11 protein-coding genes are annotated in these 20,339 nt (G+C 67.1%); 2 read left to right on the top strand and 9 right to left on the bottom strand.

Going from position 1 to position 20,339, the window contains the following annotated elements; genetic code table 11:
* Positions 1-21 precede the first annotated feature (21 nt).
* Positions 22-2,250 carry a SulP family inorganic anion transporter gene (locus GCT19_RS24575; protein ID WP_184245628.1) on the bottom strand — a complete coding sequence of 743 codons (2,229 nt, stop codon included), beginning with the start codon at positions 2,248-2,250 and terminating at the stop codon, positions 22-24.
* A gap of 249 nt (positions 2,251-2,499) precedes the next feature.
* On the opposite strand from GCT19_RS24575, the gene GCT19_RS24570 reads away from it, so the two are divergent.
* Positions 2,500-5,793: an adenylate/guanylate cyclase domain-containing protein gene (locus GCT19_RS24570; protein ID WP_152853347.1), complete on the top strand. Its 3,294-nt coding sequence runs from the start codon at positions 2,500-2,502 to the stop codon at positions 5,791-5,793.
* A 20-nt stretch (positions 5,794-5,813) separates the two neighbouring features.
* Here GCT19_RS24570 and GCT19_RS24565 read toward each other — a convergent pair whose 3' ends face one another.
* Positions 5,814-6,170, bottom strand: a complete 357-nt coding sequence (locus tag GCT19_RS24565; protein WP_018436669.1) for a CPBP family intramembrane glutamic endopeptidase — start codon at positions 6,168-6,170, stop codon at positions 5,814-5,816.
* 231 nt (positions 6,171-6,401) lie between these two features.
* Between GCT19_RS24565 and GCT19_RS24560 the strand changes: the two genes are divergently transcribed.
* Positions 6,402-7,289, top strand: a complete 888-nt coding sequence (locus tag GCT19_RS24560; protein ID WP_035491755.1) for a hypothetical protein — start codon at positions 6,402-6,404, stop codon at positions 7,287-7,289.
* Here GCT19_RS24560 and GCT19_RS24555 read toward each other — a convergent pair.
* The 7 genes from GCT19_RS24555 to GCT19_RS24525 are packed head-to-tail and all read right to left on the bottom strand — an operon-like array spanning position 7,226 to position 20,334.
* Complete coding sequence (locus tag GCT19_RS24555; protein ID WP_321576863.1) at positions 7,226-8,779, bottom strand: efflux transporter outer membrane subunit; 1,554 nt, start codon at positions 8,777-8,779, stop codon at positions 7,226-7,228. The genes GCT19_RS24560 and GCT19_RS24555 overlap by 64 nt on opposite strands.
* Before the next feature lie 2 nt (positions 8,780-8,781).
* Entirely contained in the window at positions 8,782-12,027 is a 3,246-nt protein-coding gene (locus GCT19_RS24550) for an efflux RND transporter permease subunit (RefSeq protein ID WP_152853346.1), read from the bottom strand.
* A complete protein-coding gene (locus tag GCT19_RS24545; protein ID WP_152853414.1) occupies positions 12,024-13,130 on the bottom strand; it encodes an efflux RND transporter periplasmic adaptor subunit in 1,107 nt (368 codons plus the stop codon). Before GCT19_RS24545 ends, GCT19_RS24550 begins: the two co-directional genes overlap by 4 nt.
* A 2-nt stretch (positions 13,131-13,132) precedes the next feature.
* Positions 13,133-14,803, bottom strand: coding sequence for a fatty acyl-AMP ligase (locus GCT19_RS24540; RefSeq protein ID WP_018436664.1), 1,671 nt, complete (start codon positions 14,801-14,803; stop codon positions 13,133-13,135).
* A 16-nt stretch (positions 14,804-14,819) separates the two neighbouring features.
* Positions 14,820-15,824 carry a fatty acid desaturase gene (locus tag GCT19_RS24535; protein WP_018436663.1) on the bottom strand — a complete coding sequence of 335 codons (1,005 nt, stop codon included), beginning with the start codon at positions 15,822-15,824 and terminating at the stop codon, positions 14,820-14,822.
* 55 nt (positions 15,825-15,879) lie between these two features.
* Positions 15,880-18,657 (bottom strand): phosphoenolpyruvate synthase, encoded by a 2,778-nt coding sequence (locus GCT19_RS24530; RefSeq protein ID WP_152853345.1) that lies wholly within the window; start codon positions 18,655-18,657, stop codon positions 15,880-15,882.
* Between the two features lie 15 nt (positions 18,658-18,672).
* The gene (locus tag GCT19_RS24525) at positions 18,673-20,334 is read right to left on the bottom strand and encodes a nucleotidyltransferase domain-containing protein (protein WP_152853344.1); all 1,662 of its coding nucleotides are present in this window, start codon (positions 20,332-20,334) and stop codon (positions 18,673-18,675) included.
* Positions 20,335-20,339: the final 5 nt, after the last annotated feature.

Here is a 20,339-nt window from a genome sequence, read left to right as displayed (position 1 = left end):
CGTCGGTCCTGCATAAATCAGTTACAGAGCCGCGCGTAGTGCTTCGTCCGCAACGGCAAGACGCAACGCAATCGTCTTCACGAGAAACCGATGCAACTGTTGCGCCGTTGCCGGGTCCTGCTGTTCGAGTTCGAGCAGCCGCGTGATCGACAGGCGGTAAACGCGTGTCGGTGCCTCGGCAATCACATCCGCGCTGCGCTGCTGCTGCGTGTACACCGCCATTTCCCCCACGACCGTGCCCGGGCCGAACGAGCGCAGACGTGCCGAGCGGCCGTCGCCGAGCGGCAGCGAGATCGCCACACGTCCTTGTTCGACGAAATACAGCGCGTCGCCCGGCTCGCGATGTCGAAACAGCGCCTGCCCCGACAGCAGATCGCGCATCTCCAGACACGCAATCAGCCTGTTCAACGCGCTGGCCGTGAAATGCGGCTCGAGCATCGCCCGCAGTTCGCCGCCATGCGTGGGCACGAGCGAGTTGGACGCTAGCAGCTTGTCTTCGATCCACTCGAGACCCGCGTCGAGCGTATCGAATTGATGGATCTTCAGATTGAGCGTACCGGTCTTCTCGAGCAGATCGCGTGAGCGCGGCGGCAGCGAGGTCAACACGAGGTCCGCGTTTTTTGCCGCGCAGAACTGCCTGAGCTTGACGAAACTGATGGATACCGACGCATCCATGCCATGTGTCGCCGCAAAGTCGAGCACGACGAAGCGGACCGGCGCCTGATCGCTCGCACCGAAGCGTTCCCGCAGGCGCTGCAGAATCGAATTGGCCGTGCCGAAGAAGAGGAACCCTTGCAGGCACATTCCGCATACCTGGTTGCCGATGGCACGCAGAGCCTGGGTGTCTTCGATGCTGCGCTCCACATTCGAGGACCGCGCGCGCAGGTCGAACTCCATGCGTATGCAGCCGACCCGGCCGTAGAGCAGCGTGAACATCACGCACGCCGCAACGACGCCCACGACGACGCCGACGATCACGCCATAGGCCGCGATCGTGCCGAGAATCACGGGCACGAGCAGATACTCATACCAGTTGAGCTTGGTCCAGGCGCCTGCGAGCCAATGCACGAGCAATCGCAGCCCCATGAACAATTGAAGGCCGACCAGCACCGGCACCGGAAACAGCGCCACGATGTCGGGCGACGTGGCGAGCACGACCACGCACGCAAGCGACGCGAACACGCCCGCCACCCGGCTCGTCGCGCCCACCCGCGCATTGAGCATCGAGCGATTGAACGACTGGTAGCCGACCATGCCGCCCAGCAGTCCGCTCGCGAGATTGGCGAGGCCGGCGGCGCGCATCTCGCGATTGAGGTCGACGTCCTCTCCGGTAGCCGTGCCGATCGCCGTCGAATTCATCAGGATCGTCACGGCCGATACCGACGTCACCACCAGACTCTCGGGAAGATGCGCGCCGACCGCCGACCAGTCGATGACGCCCCGTCCGAGCCTCGCGGCCAGGTGCAACTCCGGCAGCCCGGCAAGGTGCAGCTTGACGCGCGGCAGCAGCAGACCCATGCCGCGCGCGTCCTCGATCGAAACGCCGGCAAGCTGGAGCAGAACGTAGAAAAGCACGACACCGAAGGCCAGCGTGAGCGGCAGCGCGGCAATGTGCTGCCACGTGCGCATCAGCACCGTGGCCAGCACGCCGACGACCAGCGCCGGAACCCATGTGATCCAGTGAAGGTGCGCGAGCAACGCGAGCGTGTGCCACTCCAGCGGCTGGCCCGTCAGCACGCGGAACGCTCCGGCGAGCAGCAGGTAGCCCGTGCCGGCGAGAAATCCGCCGAGCACCGGATAGGGCAGGAACTGCAACGAGCGGCTGCGCCTGGACGAGCCGATCGCATAGAGCGCGATGCCGGTCATCACCGAACAAAGCGCGATTGCGATCAGCACCGTGAGGATCTGCGTCTGCGGTGAGCCGCCGTCCGCGCGCACGCTGCTGGCCACACCCGCCGCCACGCCCGCGAGGAAGGCCGCGGCATTGCTGTCGGGGCCGCCGATGTTGAAGCGCATCGAACTCGTCAATGCGATCACGAGCGCCGTGACGACGCAGCTCACGAGCGCGGTGGGCACCCCCAGCATCGCGTAGCGGGCAAGATCGGCGCTAAAGATCATCGTGCCGAGGCTCATCGCATAGCACAGCATGACGAGCGTCGAAACGGCGCCCGCCGCCACGTCGCCTGGCAGACCCGCCAAACGCGAGCGCAGCGGGAGGTCGGAGACGGAAACGGTCTTGCCCGGCTTCACGTGGATTCCCGGTCGAATGCAAGGGCGCGGTGGGGCGCGCCAGCCAGTATCCTGCGTGGCTCGAACGGCTGTCAAACGCGATGCAGCGTGCTGATCGGACACCTACACTGTTTATTCATCGGCCCCGCAGCTGGCGAACTCCACGCGAAAGTCATGCAACCGCGGGCCGTTCACGCTGGCGGCCGGCACGCGTGTAATTCATCTGAGCTTTTGCCCGCGGGACCACGCATCGGAGGCAGGGCGACGCACATGGACATCGAGAAATGGCTGCAGGGCCTCGGGCTCGAGCAGTACGCCCACGCGTTCGCTGCAAACGACATCGACGTGTCGCTGCTCGGGCAGCTGACCGACGCGGACCTGAAGGAGCTGGGGGTACAGTCGCTCGGCCACCGTAAGCGCATTCTTGCCGCGGCGACGGCATCGTCAACGATCGCGGCGGCGCTACCGCCGCAGACGGCCGCCGACCACGAAGTGCCCGCGGACGAGCGCAGGCAGGTCACGATTCTGTTTGCCGATCTGTGCGGGTACACGATGCTGTCGCGCTCGCTCGATCCCGAAGACTTGCGCGCGCTGATCGGACGCTACACGGCGCTGGTCGACGGCATCGTGCTCGCCTATGGCGGCACGATCGACAAGCACATCGGCGACGCAGTGATGGCCCTGTTCGGCGCACCCCGCTCGCACGAAACGGACACGCTGCGCGCCGCCCGTGCCGCACTCGACATCCACGACGGCGTGGCACGGTTGGCCGCGCAGACCGGGCGCGCGTTGCAGGCGCACATCGGCATTGCGAGCGGCGAGGTCATCGCGGGCGCGCTGAGCCGCGCCGACGCGCAGGACTACACCGTGCATGGCGATCCGGTGAACCTCGCCGCCCGGCTCGTGGCTGCAGCGCCAGCGGGCGAAACCTGGCTATCCGACGACGCGGCGCGCACGCTCGGCGACGTCGCCAGTTGCGAAGCGATCGGCGAGCGGCGCTTCAAGGGCATCGACACACCGGTGCGGCCATGGCGCCTCGTCGCGCTCGGCAGCGAGCCGCTCAGGACGAGCCACAGCCGCTTCGTCGGACGCGAGGCCGAGCTCGAACAGTTTCACGGCATCCTGCATGCGTGCATGGCAAAGCGCGCGGGGCACGTCGTTCATGTGCGAGGCGAAGCCGGGATCGGCAAGACGCGGCTCGTCGACGAGATGCGGCGCCATGCACAGGCACAGGGCTTCACGCTGCATCGAAGCCTCGTGCTCGATTTCGGCGTCGGCAAGGGCCAGGACCCGGTGCGAACCATCATCGGCAGCCTGCTCGGGTTGCCGGCCGGTGCATCGAGCGAGGCGCGGCAGGCCGCCGCCGCGCAGGTCGCGGCCCAAGGCATCGTCAAGGCCGAGCAGATCGTGTTTCTGCACGACTTCCTCGACCTCCCGCAGAGCGCCGAATGGCAAACCATCTACGAGGCCATGGACCACGGCGCGCGCAAGCGCGGCAAGCAGGCGCTCGCCGCGAGGCTGACCGAGGACGTTTGCGCGCACGCGGCGACGCTGATCGTCGTCGAAGACCTGCATTGGGCCGATGCCGAAGTCATCGGCTACCTGTCGGCGTTCGCCTCAGGCATTGCCAACGGTACGGGCCTGCTGGTGACGACTTCGCGCGTGGAAGGCGATCCGATCGATGCGGGCTGGCGCGCACGTTGCCGCGACACCCCGTTCGCCACGATCGATCTCGGACCGCTGCGCAAGGACGAGGCCCTGAGCCTGGCGGGCAATTTCATCGATGCGACGCAGCGCGTCGCGCTCGCCTGCATCGAGCGCGCGGGCGGCAATCCGCTGTTTCTCGAACAGCTGCTGCGCAATGCGGAAGAAGGTAGCGGCAACAACGTACCCGCGTCGATCCGCAGTCTGGTGCTCGCGCGGATGGACCGGCTCGCGCCCCGCGACCGCCTGGCGTTCCAGGCGGCTGCAGTGATCGGCCAGCGTTTCGACCTGGCGCTGCTGCGACAACTGGTCGACGATCCCGGCTATGTCTGCGCCGGCCTGCTCGTCAATGCGCTGGTGCTGCCGGAAGGCGAGGACTTCCTGTTCGCGCATGCGCTGATCCATGAAAGCGCCTACTCGACGTTGCTGCGCGCGCGCCGCCGTGAACTTCATCTGCGCGCGGCCGAATGGTTCGCACAGAGCGATGCCACGTTGCACGCCCAGCATCTCGACCGCGCCGAAGACCCGCACGCGCCGCATGCCTACCTGGGCGCGGCGGTGGCAGAGCGCGCCGCTCATCGTTTCGAAGCGGCGCTGCGGCTGGCCGAGCGGGGCATCGAGATCGCGCAGTCGGACGCGGACCGCCATGCACTGAGCTGCTGCAAGGGCGAACTTCAGCGCGACCTGGGCGACATTGCGGGATCGATCGCGACGTACCGCGCCGCACTCGCCGCCGCCGCTGACGCCGCCGCCCGATGCGACTGCCAGCTCGGACTCGCGGAAGGTCTGCGGGTCAGCGAGGGTCTCGACGAAGCGCTTGGCCTACTGGCGCAAGCGCAACAGATCGCGGAGCGAGACAACCGGCTGGCCGAGTTGGCAAGCCTCCATTATTTGCGCGGCAACATTCTGTTTCCGCTCGGCAAGATCGACGCCTGCTGCGCCGAACACGAGCGCGGTCTCGCCTATGCGCGCCGCCTCGATCTGCCCGAGGCAGAGGCTCGCGCGCTCGGCGGCCTGGCGGACGCGGCGTATGCGCAGGGGCGTATGCGGACCGCGTTCCATCATTTCAGCGAATGCGTGGCGATGAGCCGGGAACACGGCTTCGGCCGCATCGAGGTTGCCAATCTGTCGATGCAGGGCTTCAGCCGCATCTATCTGAACGACGCGGGTCCGGCACGCGAGGACGCCATCGCCGCCGCCCGCACCGCCGAGCTGATCGGGCAGCCTCGCGCGCAATTGCTGGGGGAGACGCTGGGGGTATTCGCGTGCCAGGAATTGGGCGACGTACAGGCGGCCAGCAAGCATCTGGCGCAGGAACTGCGTGTGATCCGGCAACTGGGTGCGCGGCGCTTCCAGGCGCAGAACATGGAGATGCAGGGGCGCCTGTTACTGGACCAGGGATGCCGCAGTGAAGCGGTGACGGCGCTGCGCGAAGCACTCGCCATCTCGCGCGAGGTAGGGAGTCAGTTCTCCGGGCCAAAGACCTTGAGCGCACTGAGCCGCGCGGTTGACGACAAACACGAGCGGACGCGGCTACTGGCTGAAGGCGAGGCGCTGTTGCGGCTTGGCGCGGTCGGCCACAATCACCTGTGGTTTTACCGCGACGCCATCGAAGCGATGCTGGAGGCGGGCGATCCTGCTGGCACGCTGCACTACGTGAACGCACTCGAAGTCTATACACAGCGCGAACCGTTGCCGTGGTCCGAGCTATTCGCGGCGCGTGGCCGTGCGCTTGCGCTCGCGCTTCAGGCGCCGCTTGACGACGCCACACGACAGGAACTGCTGCGGCTGCTCGAGGCGTTACAGCAGGCCGGTTTTCGCAATTACGTGAGCGCGGTCGAAGCGGCCCTTGCGGCTTGAGGCACGCGCGTAGCCGATAGTCAGCGTGGCGCGGAATCGTCGTGGGGCGGGTCCTTGTGGACGACCTCCATGTCGATGGTGCGGCCGTCGTCGTCGGGCGTGTTCCTGTTGACGACCTCCATGTCCACGGTACGACCGTCGTCGCCATACGCGGCCGCCTGCCGGCGCAGCTTGCGCATCTTCCACCACAAATAGCCGACGACCACCGTGCCGGCCGCGAACAGCACGGCGAACAGCACGATCGACAGCATCGCGGCCACCACGAACAGGATCGCGCTCAGGGCGACGGTCAGCAACCGGCCGAACCAGCCGGAGCCACCGATCCGGATCCCTTTCTCATATGTCACCCGCCGCGGCGGCGGTCTATCGTTTTGCATCGTTCATCTCCCGGCCGCCATTCGGCGGCTGATGCGGGTAAGTCCTCATGGGTCGTCATTATGCGGGATGTGAACGGCGAACGTCGCCGGCGCGGGGCGGCTCAGCGTATAGTCGACTGATGCCGTTGAAGAAGCCCGCGCGTTGACTCGTTTATCTTCGGTAGTAAGTTGCCGCTCGCCAAGGCTGACCGAGCGGCGTGGTTTTCCTTTACCTCGGTTGCCCGCGTGATCATGCGACGCCTGCATCTGCTCGAAATCGAAGACCAGCCGTGGTGCCCACGCGCCCTCCGTGACGGCGGGACGGACTGGCTGCACTTTCTGGCCAATTCCCACAAGGGCTTCAACGTGATCGCGGGCAAGCTGCGCGAGGCGATGCGCCGGGTCGGCAGCGACCGGATCGTCGATCTATGTTCGGGCGGCGGCGGGCCGTGGCAGACGCTTGCACCGTTGCTCGCGCTGTCCGGCCGCGTGATGGTGCAGTTGACCGACTTCTATCCCAATCGCGCCGCGTACGAGCGGATCTCAGCCGGAGCGACCAGCTGTGTCACCTATGTGAGCGAACCGGTGGACGCGATGAACGTGCCATCGAGATTCGACGGTGTGCGCACGATGTTCAACTCGTTCCACCATTTTCGGCCGCACGACGCGCGCGCGATCCTCGCCGACGCTGTGACGAAACGCCGCGCGATCGTCGTCGTCGAGGGTGCGGATCACCGGCTGCTCGGTATCGTGTTCATCCTGGTGATGCCGCTGATGATGCTCGCGCTGACTCCGCTGATCCGACCGTTTCGCTGGTCGCGGCTAGCGCTCACCTATTTGCTGCCGGCGATCCCGCTGCTGTGTCTGTTCGACGGCATCGTGTCGATGCTGCGCATCTACAACCCCGACGAATTGCGTGAGATGGTCGCGACTATCCCGGACCAGCAGAGCTTCGAATGGGATATCGGCACGCTGCCGGTGCAGGGCTCGCCGCTCGGTCTGACGTACCTGATCGGCGTTCCGCGGCAAAGCGCAGGCTTGAAACCAAGCGCGCGCCGTCGGGAGCGGCGCGCGGATCACTTGCCGGCCAGATGCTCGGGTGTCTGGGTGTTGCCCGGCGGCAACTCGCCCATCGCCTGAAACAGCGTCGCCGTATCGGCCAGGCGCCGGCCGATCAGGCGGATTTCTTCCAGCCTCGCAGCTTCGTACTGCTGCTCGCCGCCGCGGGCGGATGCAGCGGGCAGCGCGCCGAGCCGGTGACGCGACGTGGCATCGTCGAACGTCTCGCGTGCGTCGCGCGCAGCGCCGCTCGCGGCTTCGAGTGCCTGCGCGTCGTGTTCGAGCGACGCAAGCGTGTCGGCGACGTTTTCGAACGCGGCCAGCACGGTCTGCTTGTACTCGAACACGGCGGCCTCGTAGGTGTCGATGGCCGCGCGCCGCTGCGCGACGAGCGCGCCGCCATGAAACAGCGCTTGCGACATCGTCGCGGCGATGCTCCAGATCGCGCCGGCGCCCGACAGCGCGAGCGGCCAGTTGAACCCGCCTTGTCCCATCGACGCGTTCAGCGTCAGGCTCGGAAACAGCTGTGCGGTGGCGACGCCGACATCGGCCGCCGCGGCTTTCAGCGCCGCCTCGGCGGCCGCGATATCGGGCCGCGTGCGCAACAGGTCCGATGGCAGCACGACCGGCAGGTCCTGCGGCAAATGCAGGCTCGCCAGATCGGGCTCTGGCGGCGCCGCGTCGGGCGTACGGCCGAGCAGCACCGCGAGCGCGTGCCGGGTCACGGTCAGCCGTTGCCGCAGATCGGCCACGCTGACCTGGAGTGCAGCGATGCTTTGCCGCGCAGTCGACACGTCGCCGCGCGTCAGCGAGCCGAGTTGGTAGTGCCGTTCGGTATCGTGAGCCTGATCGCCCGCAAGCCCGATCAAGCGCTCGGTCGCATCGATCTCGGCGCGCAACATCGCCGCCTCGATCGTCGCCGTGACGATGTTGGTCGCCAGCGCGCGGCGCGCGGCTTCGCGTTGATACGCGTCGATGTCGACCCGCGCGGAACGCGCCGCGTTGGCCTTGCGCACCGCACCGAACAGGTCGAACGTGTATTGCGCCTGGACTACGCCGATGAACTCGTTGTAAAGCAGCGTATTCGGCGCGCCGGGAACCGGAATGCCGAGATCGCGTCCGCGCGAGGCCTGCGCGACCAGATCGACCGACGGCAGCAGCGTGGCGCCGATTTGAGCGCGAAGTTGTTCGTGCGCGGCGGCCAGATGTTTGTCGGCGGCGGCGAGCGTCGGGCTATTGCGCAAGCCTTCTTCGACGAGATCATTCAACGCCGTCGATCCGAACAGCCGCCACCATTGCGGTACCGGCTGCGCGCCGGTGGTGAAGCGCTGCGCGACACCGAGCGCCTCGACCGTTTGCGCGGGCTGTGGCTCGACGCCGTAATGGCCGGGAGCAGGCATCGCCGGCGGCTCGCCGGTCGGACCGAACGAGCATGCGCCAAGCGCAATCGCAGCGGCCGCACCGAACGCCGCGCGCCAGCCATGGCTCGCCACTGCCCGCGCTCGACGCGGCGCGCCAGTGAAATACGGCGCGCTCGCCGGCCCGTCAACAGGGTTGCAATCTGTGCGCACGATCAGCTCCACGTGTATTCGATTGTCGGAGACGCGGTTCGCACACCGCGCTCGAAGTGCCGCACCTTGAACGCGGTCGCGTAGAGCGCGGGAACGAAGAACAGCGTCAGCACGGTGGCGCCCGTGATGCCGCCCATCAGTGCGGTCGCCATCGGTCCGAAGAAGGCCGATTGCAGCAGCGGGATCAGCGCGAGCACCGCTGCCGCGGCAGTCAGCATGATCGGGCGGAAGCGCCGGACCGTGGCGCTCACGATCGCATCGAAGCGCCCCTGGCCCGCGGCGATATTGCGTTCGATCTGATCGACGAGAATCACCGAGTTGCGCATGATGATTCCGGACATCGCAATGACGCCGAGCATCGCGACGAAGCCGAACGGCTTGCCGAACAGCAGCAGTGCGGCGACCACGCCGATCAGCCCGAGCGGCGCGGTGAGCACGACCATCAGCACGCGCGCGAAGCTGCGCAGTTGAATCATCAGCAGCGTCAGCACCACGACGAGCATCAGCGGCAGCTGCGCGATCACCGACGCTTGCGCCTTGCCGCTGATCTCGCCCGCGCCGCCGGTCTCGATCCGGTAGCCGATCGGCAACGATGCCCGTAGCGGCGCAAGCGTCCGATCGATCGCCTGGGTCACGTCGAGGTCCAGCGCGTTGCCGCGCACGTCGGCCTGGACCGTGATCGTCGGTTGACGGTCGCGGTCCCAGATCACCCCGTATTCGAGCTCGTTGTGCAGGTGCGCGAGCGTGCCGAGCGGAACCGCGCCGTTCGGCGTCGGCATCGCGAGGTTGACGATCTCGGCGGGGTCGACCCGCTCACGCTGGGGCGCGCGCAGGTCGACGCTGATCAACCTGTCGCGCACCCGGTATTGCGTGAAGGTATAGCCGGACAGCGTCATCGCGAGGAAGCTCGCCACGTCTTCCGACGTGACACCGAGCTCGCGCGCCTTCTGCTGGTCGATCTCGAAGCGCACCGAGCGTTCGCCGGGCTCGTCCCAGTCGAAATGCACGCCCGTCGTGCGGGCATCGGCCTTCATCGTCGCCGCGACTTTTTCCGCGATTTCGCGCACGGTGGCGAGGTCGTTTCCGCTGACGCGAAACTGCACCGGATAGCCGACCGACGGGCCCGTCTGGAGCGGCGAAACGCGCGCACGCACGGCGGGAAAGTTGTTTTGCAGCGTGCTCGCGAGCCAGCGTTCGAGCTTCGCGCGGTCGTCGACGGACCTGGCGGTGATCACCAGCTGCGCGAAGTTGGGCTGGGGCATCTGGACGTCGAGCGGCAGATAGAAGCGCGGCGCGCCCGTGCCGACGAAGTCGACCAGATGATCGATCTCGGGCCGGCCGGTCAGCGTCTTTTCGAGGCGCGCGGCTTCGCGCAGCGTCGCTTCGAACGACGCACCTTCGGGCAGCCGCAGGTCGACGAGCAGCTCGGGCCGCTCGGAGCTCGGGAAGAACTGTTGCGGCACGAGCGCGAAGCCCGCCAGCGCGACGACGAACAGCGCAACCGTGACGCCAATCACGACGAGGCGCCGCTTCACGCACCACGCGATGCAGTCACGCAGGCGGTCGTGAAAGCGGGTCGCACGCGGCGCCGCCAGCGGGGCACGGCGTGTCTGCGCGTCGTCGCGCCGGCGCAGCTTGCGAAGCGCGCGCCGGGGCGGCGTCTCGTGTGCGGTGTCCTTGCGTTCGGGCAGCAGGTGATAGCCGAGCAACGGAATCAGCACGACCGCCGCGAACCACGAAGCGATCAGCGCAATCGCGGACACCTGAAAGATCGAGCGCGTGTATTCGCCAGTGGCCGATTTCGCCAGAGCGATCGGCAGGAATCCCGCCACCGTGACCAGGGTTCCCGTCAGCATCGGAAACGCGGTGCTGCTGTAGGCGAACGCCGCGGCCCTGGCGCGCCCCCATCCCTGTTCGAGCTTCACGGCCATCATCTCGACCGCGATGATCGCATCGTCGACGAGCAAGCCCAGTGCGAGGACCAGCGTGCCGAGCGAGATCTTGTGCAGGCCGATGTCGAACCCATTCATGCATAGCGCGGTGACCGCGAGCACGACCGGGATCGAGATCGCCACCACCACGCCGGCGCGCCAGCCCAGTGAGATCAGGCTCACGGCCAGCACGATCACGATCGCCTCGGCGGCGGCGCGCAGAAAGCCGTTGACCGAATGCGAGACCGCGTGCGGCATGCTCGACACCTGAACGAGTTCGAGGCCCGCGGGCAGACGCGCGCGCAATTCGGCTGTCTTCGCGTCGAGCAGCTTGCCGAGCTGAATCACATCGCCGCCAGTCTGCATCGTGATGCCGATGGCGAGCACCGGGCGGCCGCTGGTGCGAACCTGCGAGACCGGCGGATCGTCGTAGCCGCGCTTGATCGTCGCAATGTCACCGAGACGGACCAGGCGGTGATTGATGTCGATCAGCGTGTCGCTCATCGCCTTCAGGTCGGTGAACTGGCCGCTCGGACGCACGAACACGCGGTCGAACGCAGTGGTCAGCGTGCCGCTCGGCGTGACCGCGTTTTGCGCGTTGATCGCCCGCGCGAGCTGTTGCGGCGTGATGCTGAGCCGCGTCAATTGAGCGTTGGGAATCTCGATCGTGATGTGCTCGTCGGGGTCGCCGAAATAATCGACTTTCGCGACGCCGGGCACACGCAGCAGCACGCCGCGCAGTTCGTCCGCATAGTCGTGCAGTTGGGCCGGCGAGAAGCCGTCGCCGGCGAGCGTATAGATGTTCGTGTAGACGTCGCCGAATTCGTCGTCGAAGTACGGCCCGCGCACGCCGGGTGGCAGCGTGTCCACGATGTCGCCGATTTTCTTGCGCACCTCGTACCACGTGTCGCGCACCTCGCTCACCGGCGCGGAGTCTTTCATCGTGAACACGATCAGCGATTCGCCGGGACGCGAGTAGCTGCGCAGATAGTCGAGATGCGGCGTCTCCTGCAGCTTGCGGCCGATCCGGTCGGTCACCTGTTCCTCGACCTGGCGTGCGGTCGCGCCGGGCCAGAAGGTGCGAATCACCATCGCGCGGAACGTGAACGGCGGGTCCTCGGATTGGCCGAGCCGGGAATAGGCGAGCACGCCGAACAGCGTCGCGAGCACGACGACGAAGAAGACGAGCGCCTGGTTGCGGATCGCCCACGCGGACAGATTGAAGCGGCCGGTGTCGTCCGCTGCTGGGCGTCGCGGTCCGCCCGGTTCACCGGGGCCGCCCGCTCCGTCGGGCCCCTGGCCGAACAGCGCTCTCATGATGCGAAGTCCTCGGGATGCAACGGCGCGACCGCGCGCACGGTTTCGCCGGCGCTGACTGTGTGCACGCCTTGCAGCACGACGCGCTCGCCATCGGTGAGGCCTCGCGCGACGGAGATCGTGCGGTCGTCATAGCGGCCCACCTGGACCCGGCGCAGTTCCAGCGCCTCGTCGCCGGGCCGCACGACCCAGACGGCCGGCGCATTGCCGTCGTGAAAGAGCGCGCTGGCGGGCAGCGTGATCGGGTCGTCCGCTTGCGCCTCGCCGGACGCGTCGGCGAAGGTGATGGTGGCCGTCATGCCGAGGCGGACCTCGGGGCCTGGCGCATCGAGCGTCAGTTTCGCGCGATAGGTGCGGCTGCCGGGGTCTGCTGCCGGCGACAGCTCCCGGACGTGCGCGGTGAAGCGTCGGTCCGTGACGGCCGGCAGCGACACGCTGGCCGCGCTGCCGACCGCCAGCGCGTTCAGCAGGCTCTCGGGTACGTCGCAGAGGATATCGACCTCGCCGGACCAGGCGAGGTGGTAGACCGCCTGTCCCGCCGCGACGTTCTGCCCGGTATCGGCGTCTTCGGCGGTGACGACGCCGGCATGGTCCGCCGCGAGGACCGTGTATTGCGTCTGGTTTTTCAGCAGCGCGAACTGCTGTACCGCCTGATCGCGCTGCGCGGCGGCCGCCACATACGCATCCTGGGTCTGTTCGAGCTGCGCCGTCGAGATCAGCTGTTCCTGCGCCTGCGCCCGGTCGCGATCGAGTTGCTGCTCGGCGAAGGTGAGCCGATGCTGCGCCGCCATCAATTGGGCCTGCGCGCTCGCGAGGCTGCGCTGCGCGTCGTCGGCATCGAGCCGCGCGATCACCTGACCCGCCGTGACCGTATCGCCGAGCCGCACCTTCCGCTCGACCAGCTTGCCCGCGATGCGAAACGACAGCGGCGTCGCATAGCGTGCGTTGACTTCGCCCGGCAGCGTCGCGAGCACGGGCTTGCTGTCCCGATGCACGACCACGGCGATGACCGGGCGCGGCAGCGTCACCTCGGCCTCTTTCGCGTGACAGGCGGCGAGCGCGAGTGCGCCCGACACCGTCAGCATGATCTCGCGCCAGCGCATGCTCACGAGTGTTCCTCCAGCTCGCCGGCTTCGAACTGTGCCTTGGTCCGGCGGCGTTGCACCTTGCCGCTCGAAGTCCGCGGCAAGCTTCCCGCCTGCACAATCGCGACGTGACCGACCTGCAGGCCCGCGCATTCGGCGACCTTCTGCGCGATCGCACGGCGCAGCGCCGTGGCCTCCGCCGGCTTGCCCTCGGCACAGACGACCAGCGTCTCGTCGCCGTCGCGCATCACGCTGAACGCGATGACGCCGCGGCTTTGCACGCTCGGCAACTCGGCCACCGCCCATTCGATGTCCTGCGGATAGAGGTTCGAGCCGTGAATCACGATCAGGTCCTTGCTGCGGCCGCAGATATAAAGCTGGTCGCCGGCGACGTAGCCGAGATCGCCGGTCTGCAGCCAGCCGTCGCGGTACGCGTCGGCGCTCGCGTCGGCCAGGCCGTAGTAGCCCACGGTGATGCTGGGCCCACGCGTGACGATCTCGCCGACGCAGCGTTCGGGCAACGCACGCCCGGATTCGTCGACGATCCGCAGCTCGTGTCCGGGAAAGCAATGGCCGCAGCCGACCAGTTCGATCGTGCGCAGGCCGGTGTCATGCGCGGCCGGTATCGCTCGGCCGAGCCCCAGCGGGGCCGCATAGACGACGTCGGTGACGATCGGCTGGCCGTGGTCGTGAAACGTGATCGCGAGCGTTGCTTCGGCCATCCCGTAGCACGGCAGCAGCGCTTCGGCGCGAAAACCGGCCGGTTCGAAGCGCGCGGAAAACTGGCGCAGCGCTTGCGCGTTGATCGGCTCGGCACCGCAGCCGGCCACGCGCAGACGACTCAGGTCCAGGCCTTCGAGGTCCTGGTCGCGGGTGCGGCGCGCGGCGAGCGCGTACGCGAAGTTGGGCGCGAAGCTGATCGTGCCGCGGTACTTCGTGATCGCCTCCATCCACAGGCCGGGCCGGCGCACGAATGCTTCGGTTGATAGCAGCACGCTCGGCAAGTCGCAGATCAGCGCGCCGAGTACGCTGATGAGTCCCATGTCGTGGTGCAGCGGCAGCCAGCTGACATAGACATCCTGCTCGTGCAGATCGATGCCGCGGGGGCCGAGGAACGCTGTCGCATTCGCGATCAGATTGCGATGCGTGACCATCACGCCTTTCGGCAGCGACGTGCTGCCCGACGTGTATTGCAGGAAGCACAGGTCGTCGGGATGCAGCGTGGGCAAATCGCAGGCGGGCGGCTCGCCGTCGAGCAGCGCTTCGACGGTCACGATGCGTTCGAGGCCGGTGCCGGCGGCCAGCACGTCCTCGATGGTCTCGCGTGTCGAGTTCGACGTCAGCAGCATGCGCGCGCCTGCCGAGCGCACGATGTGACTGACGGTTTCGGCGTAGCGCTCGCGGGTTCTGAAGTTCAGGCTTCCGCGCGGAAAGATCGGGACGGGCACCAGACCGGCGAACGACGCGCCGAGGAAGCTCAGGATGAACGCTTCCGGGTCGAGGATCACGAGCGCGATACGGTCGCCCTTGTTCAGGCCGAGTGCCACGAGCTTTTGCGCACGCTTGCGTGCCTCGCGCTCGAGTGCCTCGTACGGATAGTAGTGCTCGTCGCCGTGTGGGGAGATAAAACGAAGACCTCGAGCGTCGCCGCGCGGCAGCGCTGAAACGGCATCGACTAGCGTCAGGTTCATGGTGACGGCTCCCCGCTTACTTGGTCGAGATTCCGTGATCGAGCGAAGCAGCGGGCGACCAGTCGCGGATCGGCTGCAGACGGCGACGCAAGAGCGCGATCACCTCGTCGTCGCTGCGCACCGGCGCGCCCGGCAAGCGCACGAAATGCCTGGCGAGCTTGCGGTGCTGGCGCGTGACGAGCAGCAGCCAGATCTGCGCGATGTCGATGCGATCGAACACGACCGCGTCCTCCTGACCGTACTTCTCGAGGTTCGCTGCGAATTCCTTCGTGAGTTCGCTGTAGTGCGTGCCTTTGCGGACGTGGTGGTAGATGTGATAACCGGCGTTGAAGACGCGCGCATTGAAACGCGAGTCGATCGTATTGGTGCTGCTCGTGTACGGGTTGTCCGGATGATCGGGGTCGATGAACGCGTGCTGGACCCAGTTGCCGATCATCATCATCAGCCGCACGAACACGAACGGGAACACGAACACGACGAGGGTTGCCCGCAGGTTCCAATATGCGGCGGCGGCAATCGCCGCGTAGAACGCGATCTCACCGACGAGCAGTTGCCGCATCAGCTTCGTATTGCGCGAGCGCCACAGATAGACGCTGAGCTCGACCGGCACCAGCGCGGCGAAGCGCAGGTAGTAGTGCAGAAAGCCGATCACGCTATCGCGCTGAAACCGCATCGTCGAGCTCAGGTCGCGTGGCAGGTTGTCGTCGATGTGATGCATGCCCATGTGATGGACATAGAACGTGCCCGGCGTCTGGCCGAAGAACGGACACAGCACCCAGTCGAGCAGGATTTCGAGCGCGCGGTACTTCTTCCTGAAGAGCCGCCGATGCAGCGTGCAGTGGTAGCTCATCGTGAAGCGGTCGCCGAACATGTTCCAGACCAGCACATAGGCCACGCCCGCCCACCAGGGAAAGTGGCCGAGCCAATACAGCACGGCCGCGGCGGGGATGAATATCAGCGCGCACTCGATGTAGAGCCACAGATGCGGCAGGTCGCGACGATCGTTGAGCAGGCGGTACATGGCAGTTTCCTTCAGGGGCGGTTGCAGTGGTCAGTCAAGCGGGTGGGGATTCGTTTCATGTCGGCTCGGGCAGTTCGATCACGCCGCTATGGCCATCGACCTTGAGCTGCATGCCTGACTGCACGCGCGTAGTTAGGCCCGGAATCTGGACGACGGTCGGGATGCCGATTTCACGCGCGACGATCGCGGCATGGGTCAGCGGACTGCCGCGCTCGATCAGCAGCCCGGTCGCCGACGCGAATACCGGGACCCAGCCGGGGTCGGTCCGATAGGTGACGAGGATGCCGCCGTCGAATTCGTTTGCTTCGCGCACGACCTTCGCGCGCCCTTCGGCGAAGCCCGGCGAGCAGGGCGTGCCGCGCAGCGTCGCGCCGGCCGCCTGGGCGGGCGCCGCGTGCAGAGCGGCGAGGTTCGCCGGCTTGCCGAGCCAGGCCGCAACCGGCCCATGCGTGACGAAGCGTGGCGGCAGGTCGTCCATCGCGCGATAGCTCGCATCGTCGCGCTTGCGCTGCTCGATGAGCGGGCGCAGTTCGCGGTGAGACACGGTGCCTTCGAAGCAGCCGCGAATTTCGTCGAGGCGCAGATGGAAGATGTCGCGGCCAGTGGCCAGCACGCCGTCGGCGGCGAGACCCTCGCCGATCGCGCGGAACATCCGGCGCGCGACGCCGAACGCGCGCGACCGGCAAAAGCGCACGGTCTCACGCGCCCGGATCGCGGCACGCACGCGGCTGCGTGCGCGGGCAAAAATCCAGCGCTGCTGTGGACTAAGCCGCTCACGCACCAACGCGTCGATGCGCGCTTCGGTGGCGCTGCGATCGATGGTCGCGGCACCATGCGCGAGCGAGGCTTTCAACATATCGAACAGCACGCCTGGGTCTTCGCGAAGATCGGGTTCTTCGAGCTTCAGCTCGTTGTTGCTGCGGTACGCGAAGTCGGCGAGGTAGCGTTCGATGTCGGCGACGATCTCGGGCGCGCCGCATTCGCGCAGCGCCGCATACGCTTCGCTTGACGGCGTGTTGCGGATCAGCGCTTCGACCCGCGGGTTCGACCGCACGGCTTCCGCCAGCGCGGCCAGCCTGCGGACCGGCTCGATCGACTCGATGTCGTCCATGCCGCCGATGACCGCGACTTCGAGCCAGTCGGGCGCATCGGGGATCCATCGCTTGATCAGGCGCCGGAGCACGCCGTAACTGAGACCGATCGCCGACTCGAGCACGATCATCATGCCCCAGCGCGCCAGCAGCGCCTGCTCGAAGCGGCAGTAGTGCGCATAGACGGCGTCGGCGGGAAGCGCGCGATAGTCGAGCGCGTTGAACTCGTCGTAGACCGGATAGAAGAACGCGCGGAAGCGTTCGACGTTGCGCTCCAGCCGCGCGAAGTGCCACGCGAACTTCGTGCCGCTCACGGCCCGGATGCAGGCGAGCCCAGTGCGCGAGCCGGCCTTGTACGGTTTGATCAGCTCGGCGAAGCTCGCCAGATCGAGCGGCTCGTCGACGCCCATCTGGACTTCCATCATCTTGCGTCCGAGGTCCTGGAACGGCGCGAGCCCGGAAAGCTTGTACCAGTGCAGCAGGTTGTAGTACACGCGCCCGTTCAGGAACGCGAGCGTCGAGCCGAGGAAGCCGTCCATCTCGCGCCGCTGCTTGTGCGGAATCGCGAGCAGCCGGCAGAACTCACGGAACACCTGCGCATAGACGTGCTGCGCGAAGGTGAAGGTCAGTTGCGTGGTGACGCCGGGATAGTTCTCGACGATGTTCGAGTTGTCCCACAGCTGGAAGTCGCCAGCTCTCGATTGGGCCGGTGCGACCGGCGTGGTCACGGGGCGTGCCTGCAGAATCCACAGCTGATGTTCGGCGAGACACCATTCGATATCGAGCGGCTCGTCGAACCTGTTTTCGAGCGTGCGGGCCGCCGCCACGACGCGCTCGATCTCGTCGTTGGAAAGGGCTGCTGCATCGCGCAGCGCGGCCGGCACCTCGCGGATGTGGCGGCCGTCATGACGCTCGCGTTTTTCACCGATCACCACCTGCTTGTGCTGCCCGGTCTGGCGGTCCACGGTGATCGTGTCGGCGTCGACAGCGCCCGACACGAGTCCTTCGCCGAGCCCATAGACGGCGCTCAGCACCAACTCGTCGCGGTTGCCGTTGGCCGGGTTGATCGTGAACACGACGCCGCTCGTATCCGCCTGAACCAGGCGCTGCAGGATCACGGCCATGCCGGCGCCGGCCATGTCGAGTCCGTGCTGATGCCGGTAGCGCAGCGAGCGCTCGGAATACGCGGAGGCCCAGCACCGGCGCACGTGTTCGAGCGTCGAGTCGAGTCCGCGTACGTCGAGGAAGGTGTCGAACTGGCCTGCGAACGAGAAGCTCGCGCTGTCTTCTTCGACACCGGACGAGCGCACCGCGAGCGCTCCGTCTCCGATCGTGTCGCGTGCGCGTGCGATGTCGGCGCGCAACGTGGCGCTGATGTCGCACGTCAGCACCGCCTCGCGGATCTGACTCGCGATCGCGGCGGCGTTCGCGGGCGTGAAGTCGCTGAGCAGCGCGGCGATGGTTTGATCGAGACCGCCGTCGCGGCGGAACTCCGCAAAGCAGTCGGTGCCGAGGATCGCCCAGTGAGGCACCGCGACGCCGAGGTTCGCCAGCCGATGGAGCGATCGTCCCTTGTTGCCGGCGAGCCGCTCGATGGCTTCGGCGGGACTCGCCGCGGTCAGAATCACGCGGGGCGATGCTGTTGAGCCGGCGCTGCTGCTTGCGTCGAAGGTCTCGTGCGGTGCGTAGCTTCCGCCCGCTTCGAATTCGTCGCGTGCGCGCGCAATGGTGTCGAAATTCATTGAGTTCCCCGTTGCTCAGGTGCTCGACGAAGCGAGCAGATCCCTGGCTTCCTCGGCGGTACCGCGCCCGCCGTGAGCGGTTTGCGGAAAGCGCGCGTGCAGATGCGCGCCGAGGTTGATCCAGTCGTAGGCGGCGTGGATCGTGCCGCGCCAGCCCGACGCCGTATCGAAGCTCGCCGGAAACTGCGGATCGCCGCCGAGGTTGCGCAGACGCTGCGCGAGCTCATCGGCCAGCGCGACGTAACGCTGCGCATCGGGTGCCGATCCGATCGAGCACTGTTCGAGTTCGCGGATGCCGTCGATTAGCGCCGCATCGAGGGGCAGCAGCCGGATCGCGTCGAGCGTCGCTTCTTCCATCGTCGACTGCGGCGTCACGCCGTGCGCGCCGAGCGTGACCATGCAGGCGGTTTGCATCATCCGTTGCAGCGCGTACTCGAGCACCTGCCATTGGCCGCGCTGCAGTGCGCCCTGAGCGTCCTCGCGCGCATTCTCGAGTCCGATGTTGGCCCAGACCATCTCGAGGCCCGCTTCGGCGAAGCGCCCGGCGGGCATCGGCAGCAACTGGGCGCCGCTCGCGCGGCCGGCCGCGAGGCGCGCGCCGTCGATCGAGATCAACGGTGCACGGGACACCGGCGTCGAAGTCGCCTGCTGACGCGCATGGATTTCTCCGCCGCCCTTCCAGCGCAGGCTGACGAGGCCCAGCCGGCTGAACTCGGCAATCAGCGCGCGCTGCCGGCTGACCGCCTGCGCGTCGCCGCGGCTGGCGATGGCCGTGCAGGGGGTGTCGAAGGTGATCGCACGCCACGCGTGGGCGGCTTCGTCGTCGAGCGCAAAGACGTCGCTGCCGCGCAGCACATGCACCCGTTCACCGATCTGCCAGGTCGTCGTGTCCTTGCCCGGGCCGATCAGCACGTTGTCGGCCGCGAGGTTCACACCGCTGACGCCGAACTCACGGATCAGCGCGACCCCCGCCGCGAGGAACGCGCTTTCGGCGCCATGCTCGCGCGGCGCGTGCAGCAGGCTCCACAGGCGGCCGGCGAGGTTCGCGTCGACAGCCGCGCGTTCGAGCTGCAGGGACAGCCATTTCGGGCTCATGTAGCACTCGCCGACGCGTGCCACGTGACTCTTCGCTGCATGAAACGCGGCGGTTCTGATCCAGGCGCGGGCATAGTCGGGTTCGCCGAGCGAGAACATCGCGACCGCATAACGGCCGGTCTGGCGAGCGAAATCCTCGAACCACAGCGCCACCGCCTCGCAGAGCGCGTCGCGGCCAAGCTCGGCTTGCAGCGTTTCGATCAATGCCGGGTTGTCGATCGGCAGCGCGCCGATGAAGCGCTGGCACCGTTCGAGCAGATTCCACGACAGCCGTGCAACCGCGCGACGGCCTTTGCCGAGCGCTGCGCGAACCTGCGCGAGTTCGCGGCGCAGGCGCGCCGGACTCAGCAGCCTGACTTCGATGCGGCGGCCGTCGATGAACAGGATGTACGGCATCGTGGCCGGCTCCAGGCCGCTATCGACGATCGCGACGAAGTCGACATCGGAGCGCTCGTTGCCGAAACCTTCGGCGATCGAGCCTTCGAGAAAGACGGCGCGCGGTGCCCGCTGTTCGAACTGGGCGCTCAACGCGGTTCGCGCTTTTTGCCAGAGCTCGGCGAGCATCGGATCGGTCATCAACATGGTTC

The sequence above is a fragment of the Paraburkholderia atlantica genome (genome assembly GCF_009362785.1).
Classification (GTDB): Bacteria; Pseudomonadota; Gammaproteobacteria; order Burkholderiales; family Burkholderiaceae; genus Paraburkholderia; species Paraburkholderia atlantica.
This window is presented reverse-complemented; position numbering and strand designations above follow the sequence as displayed.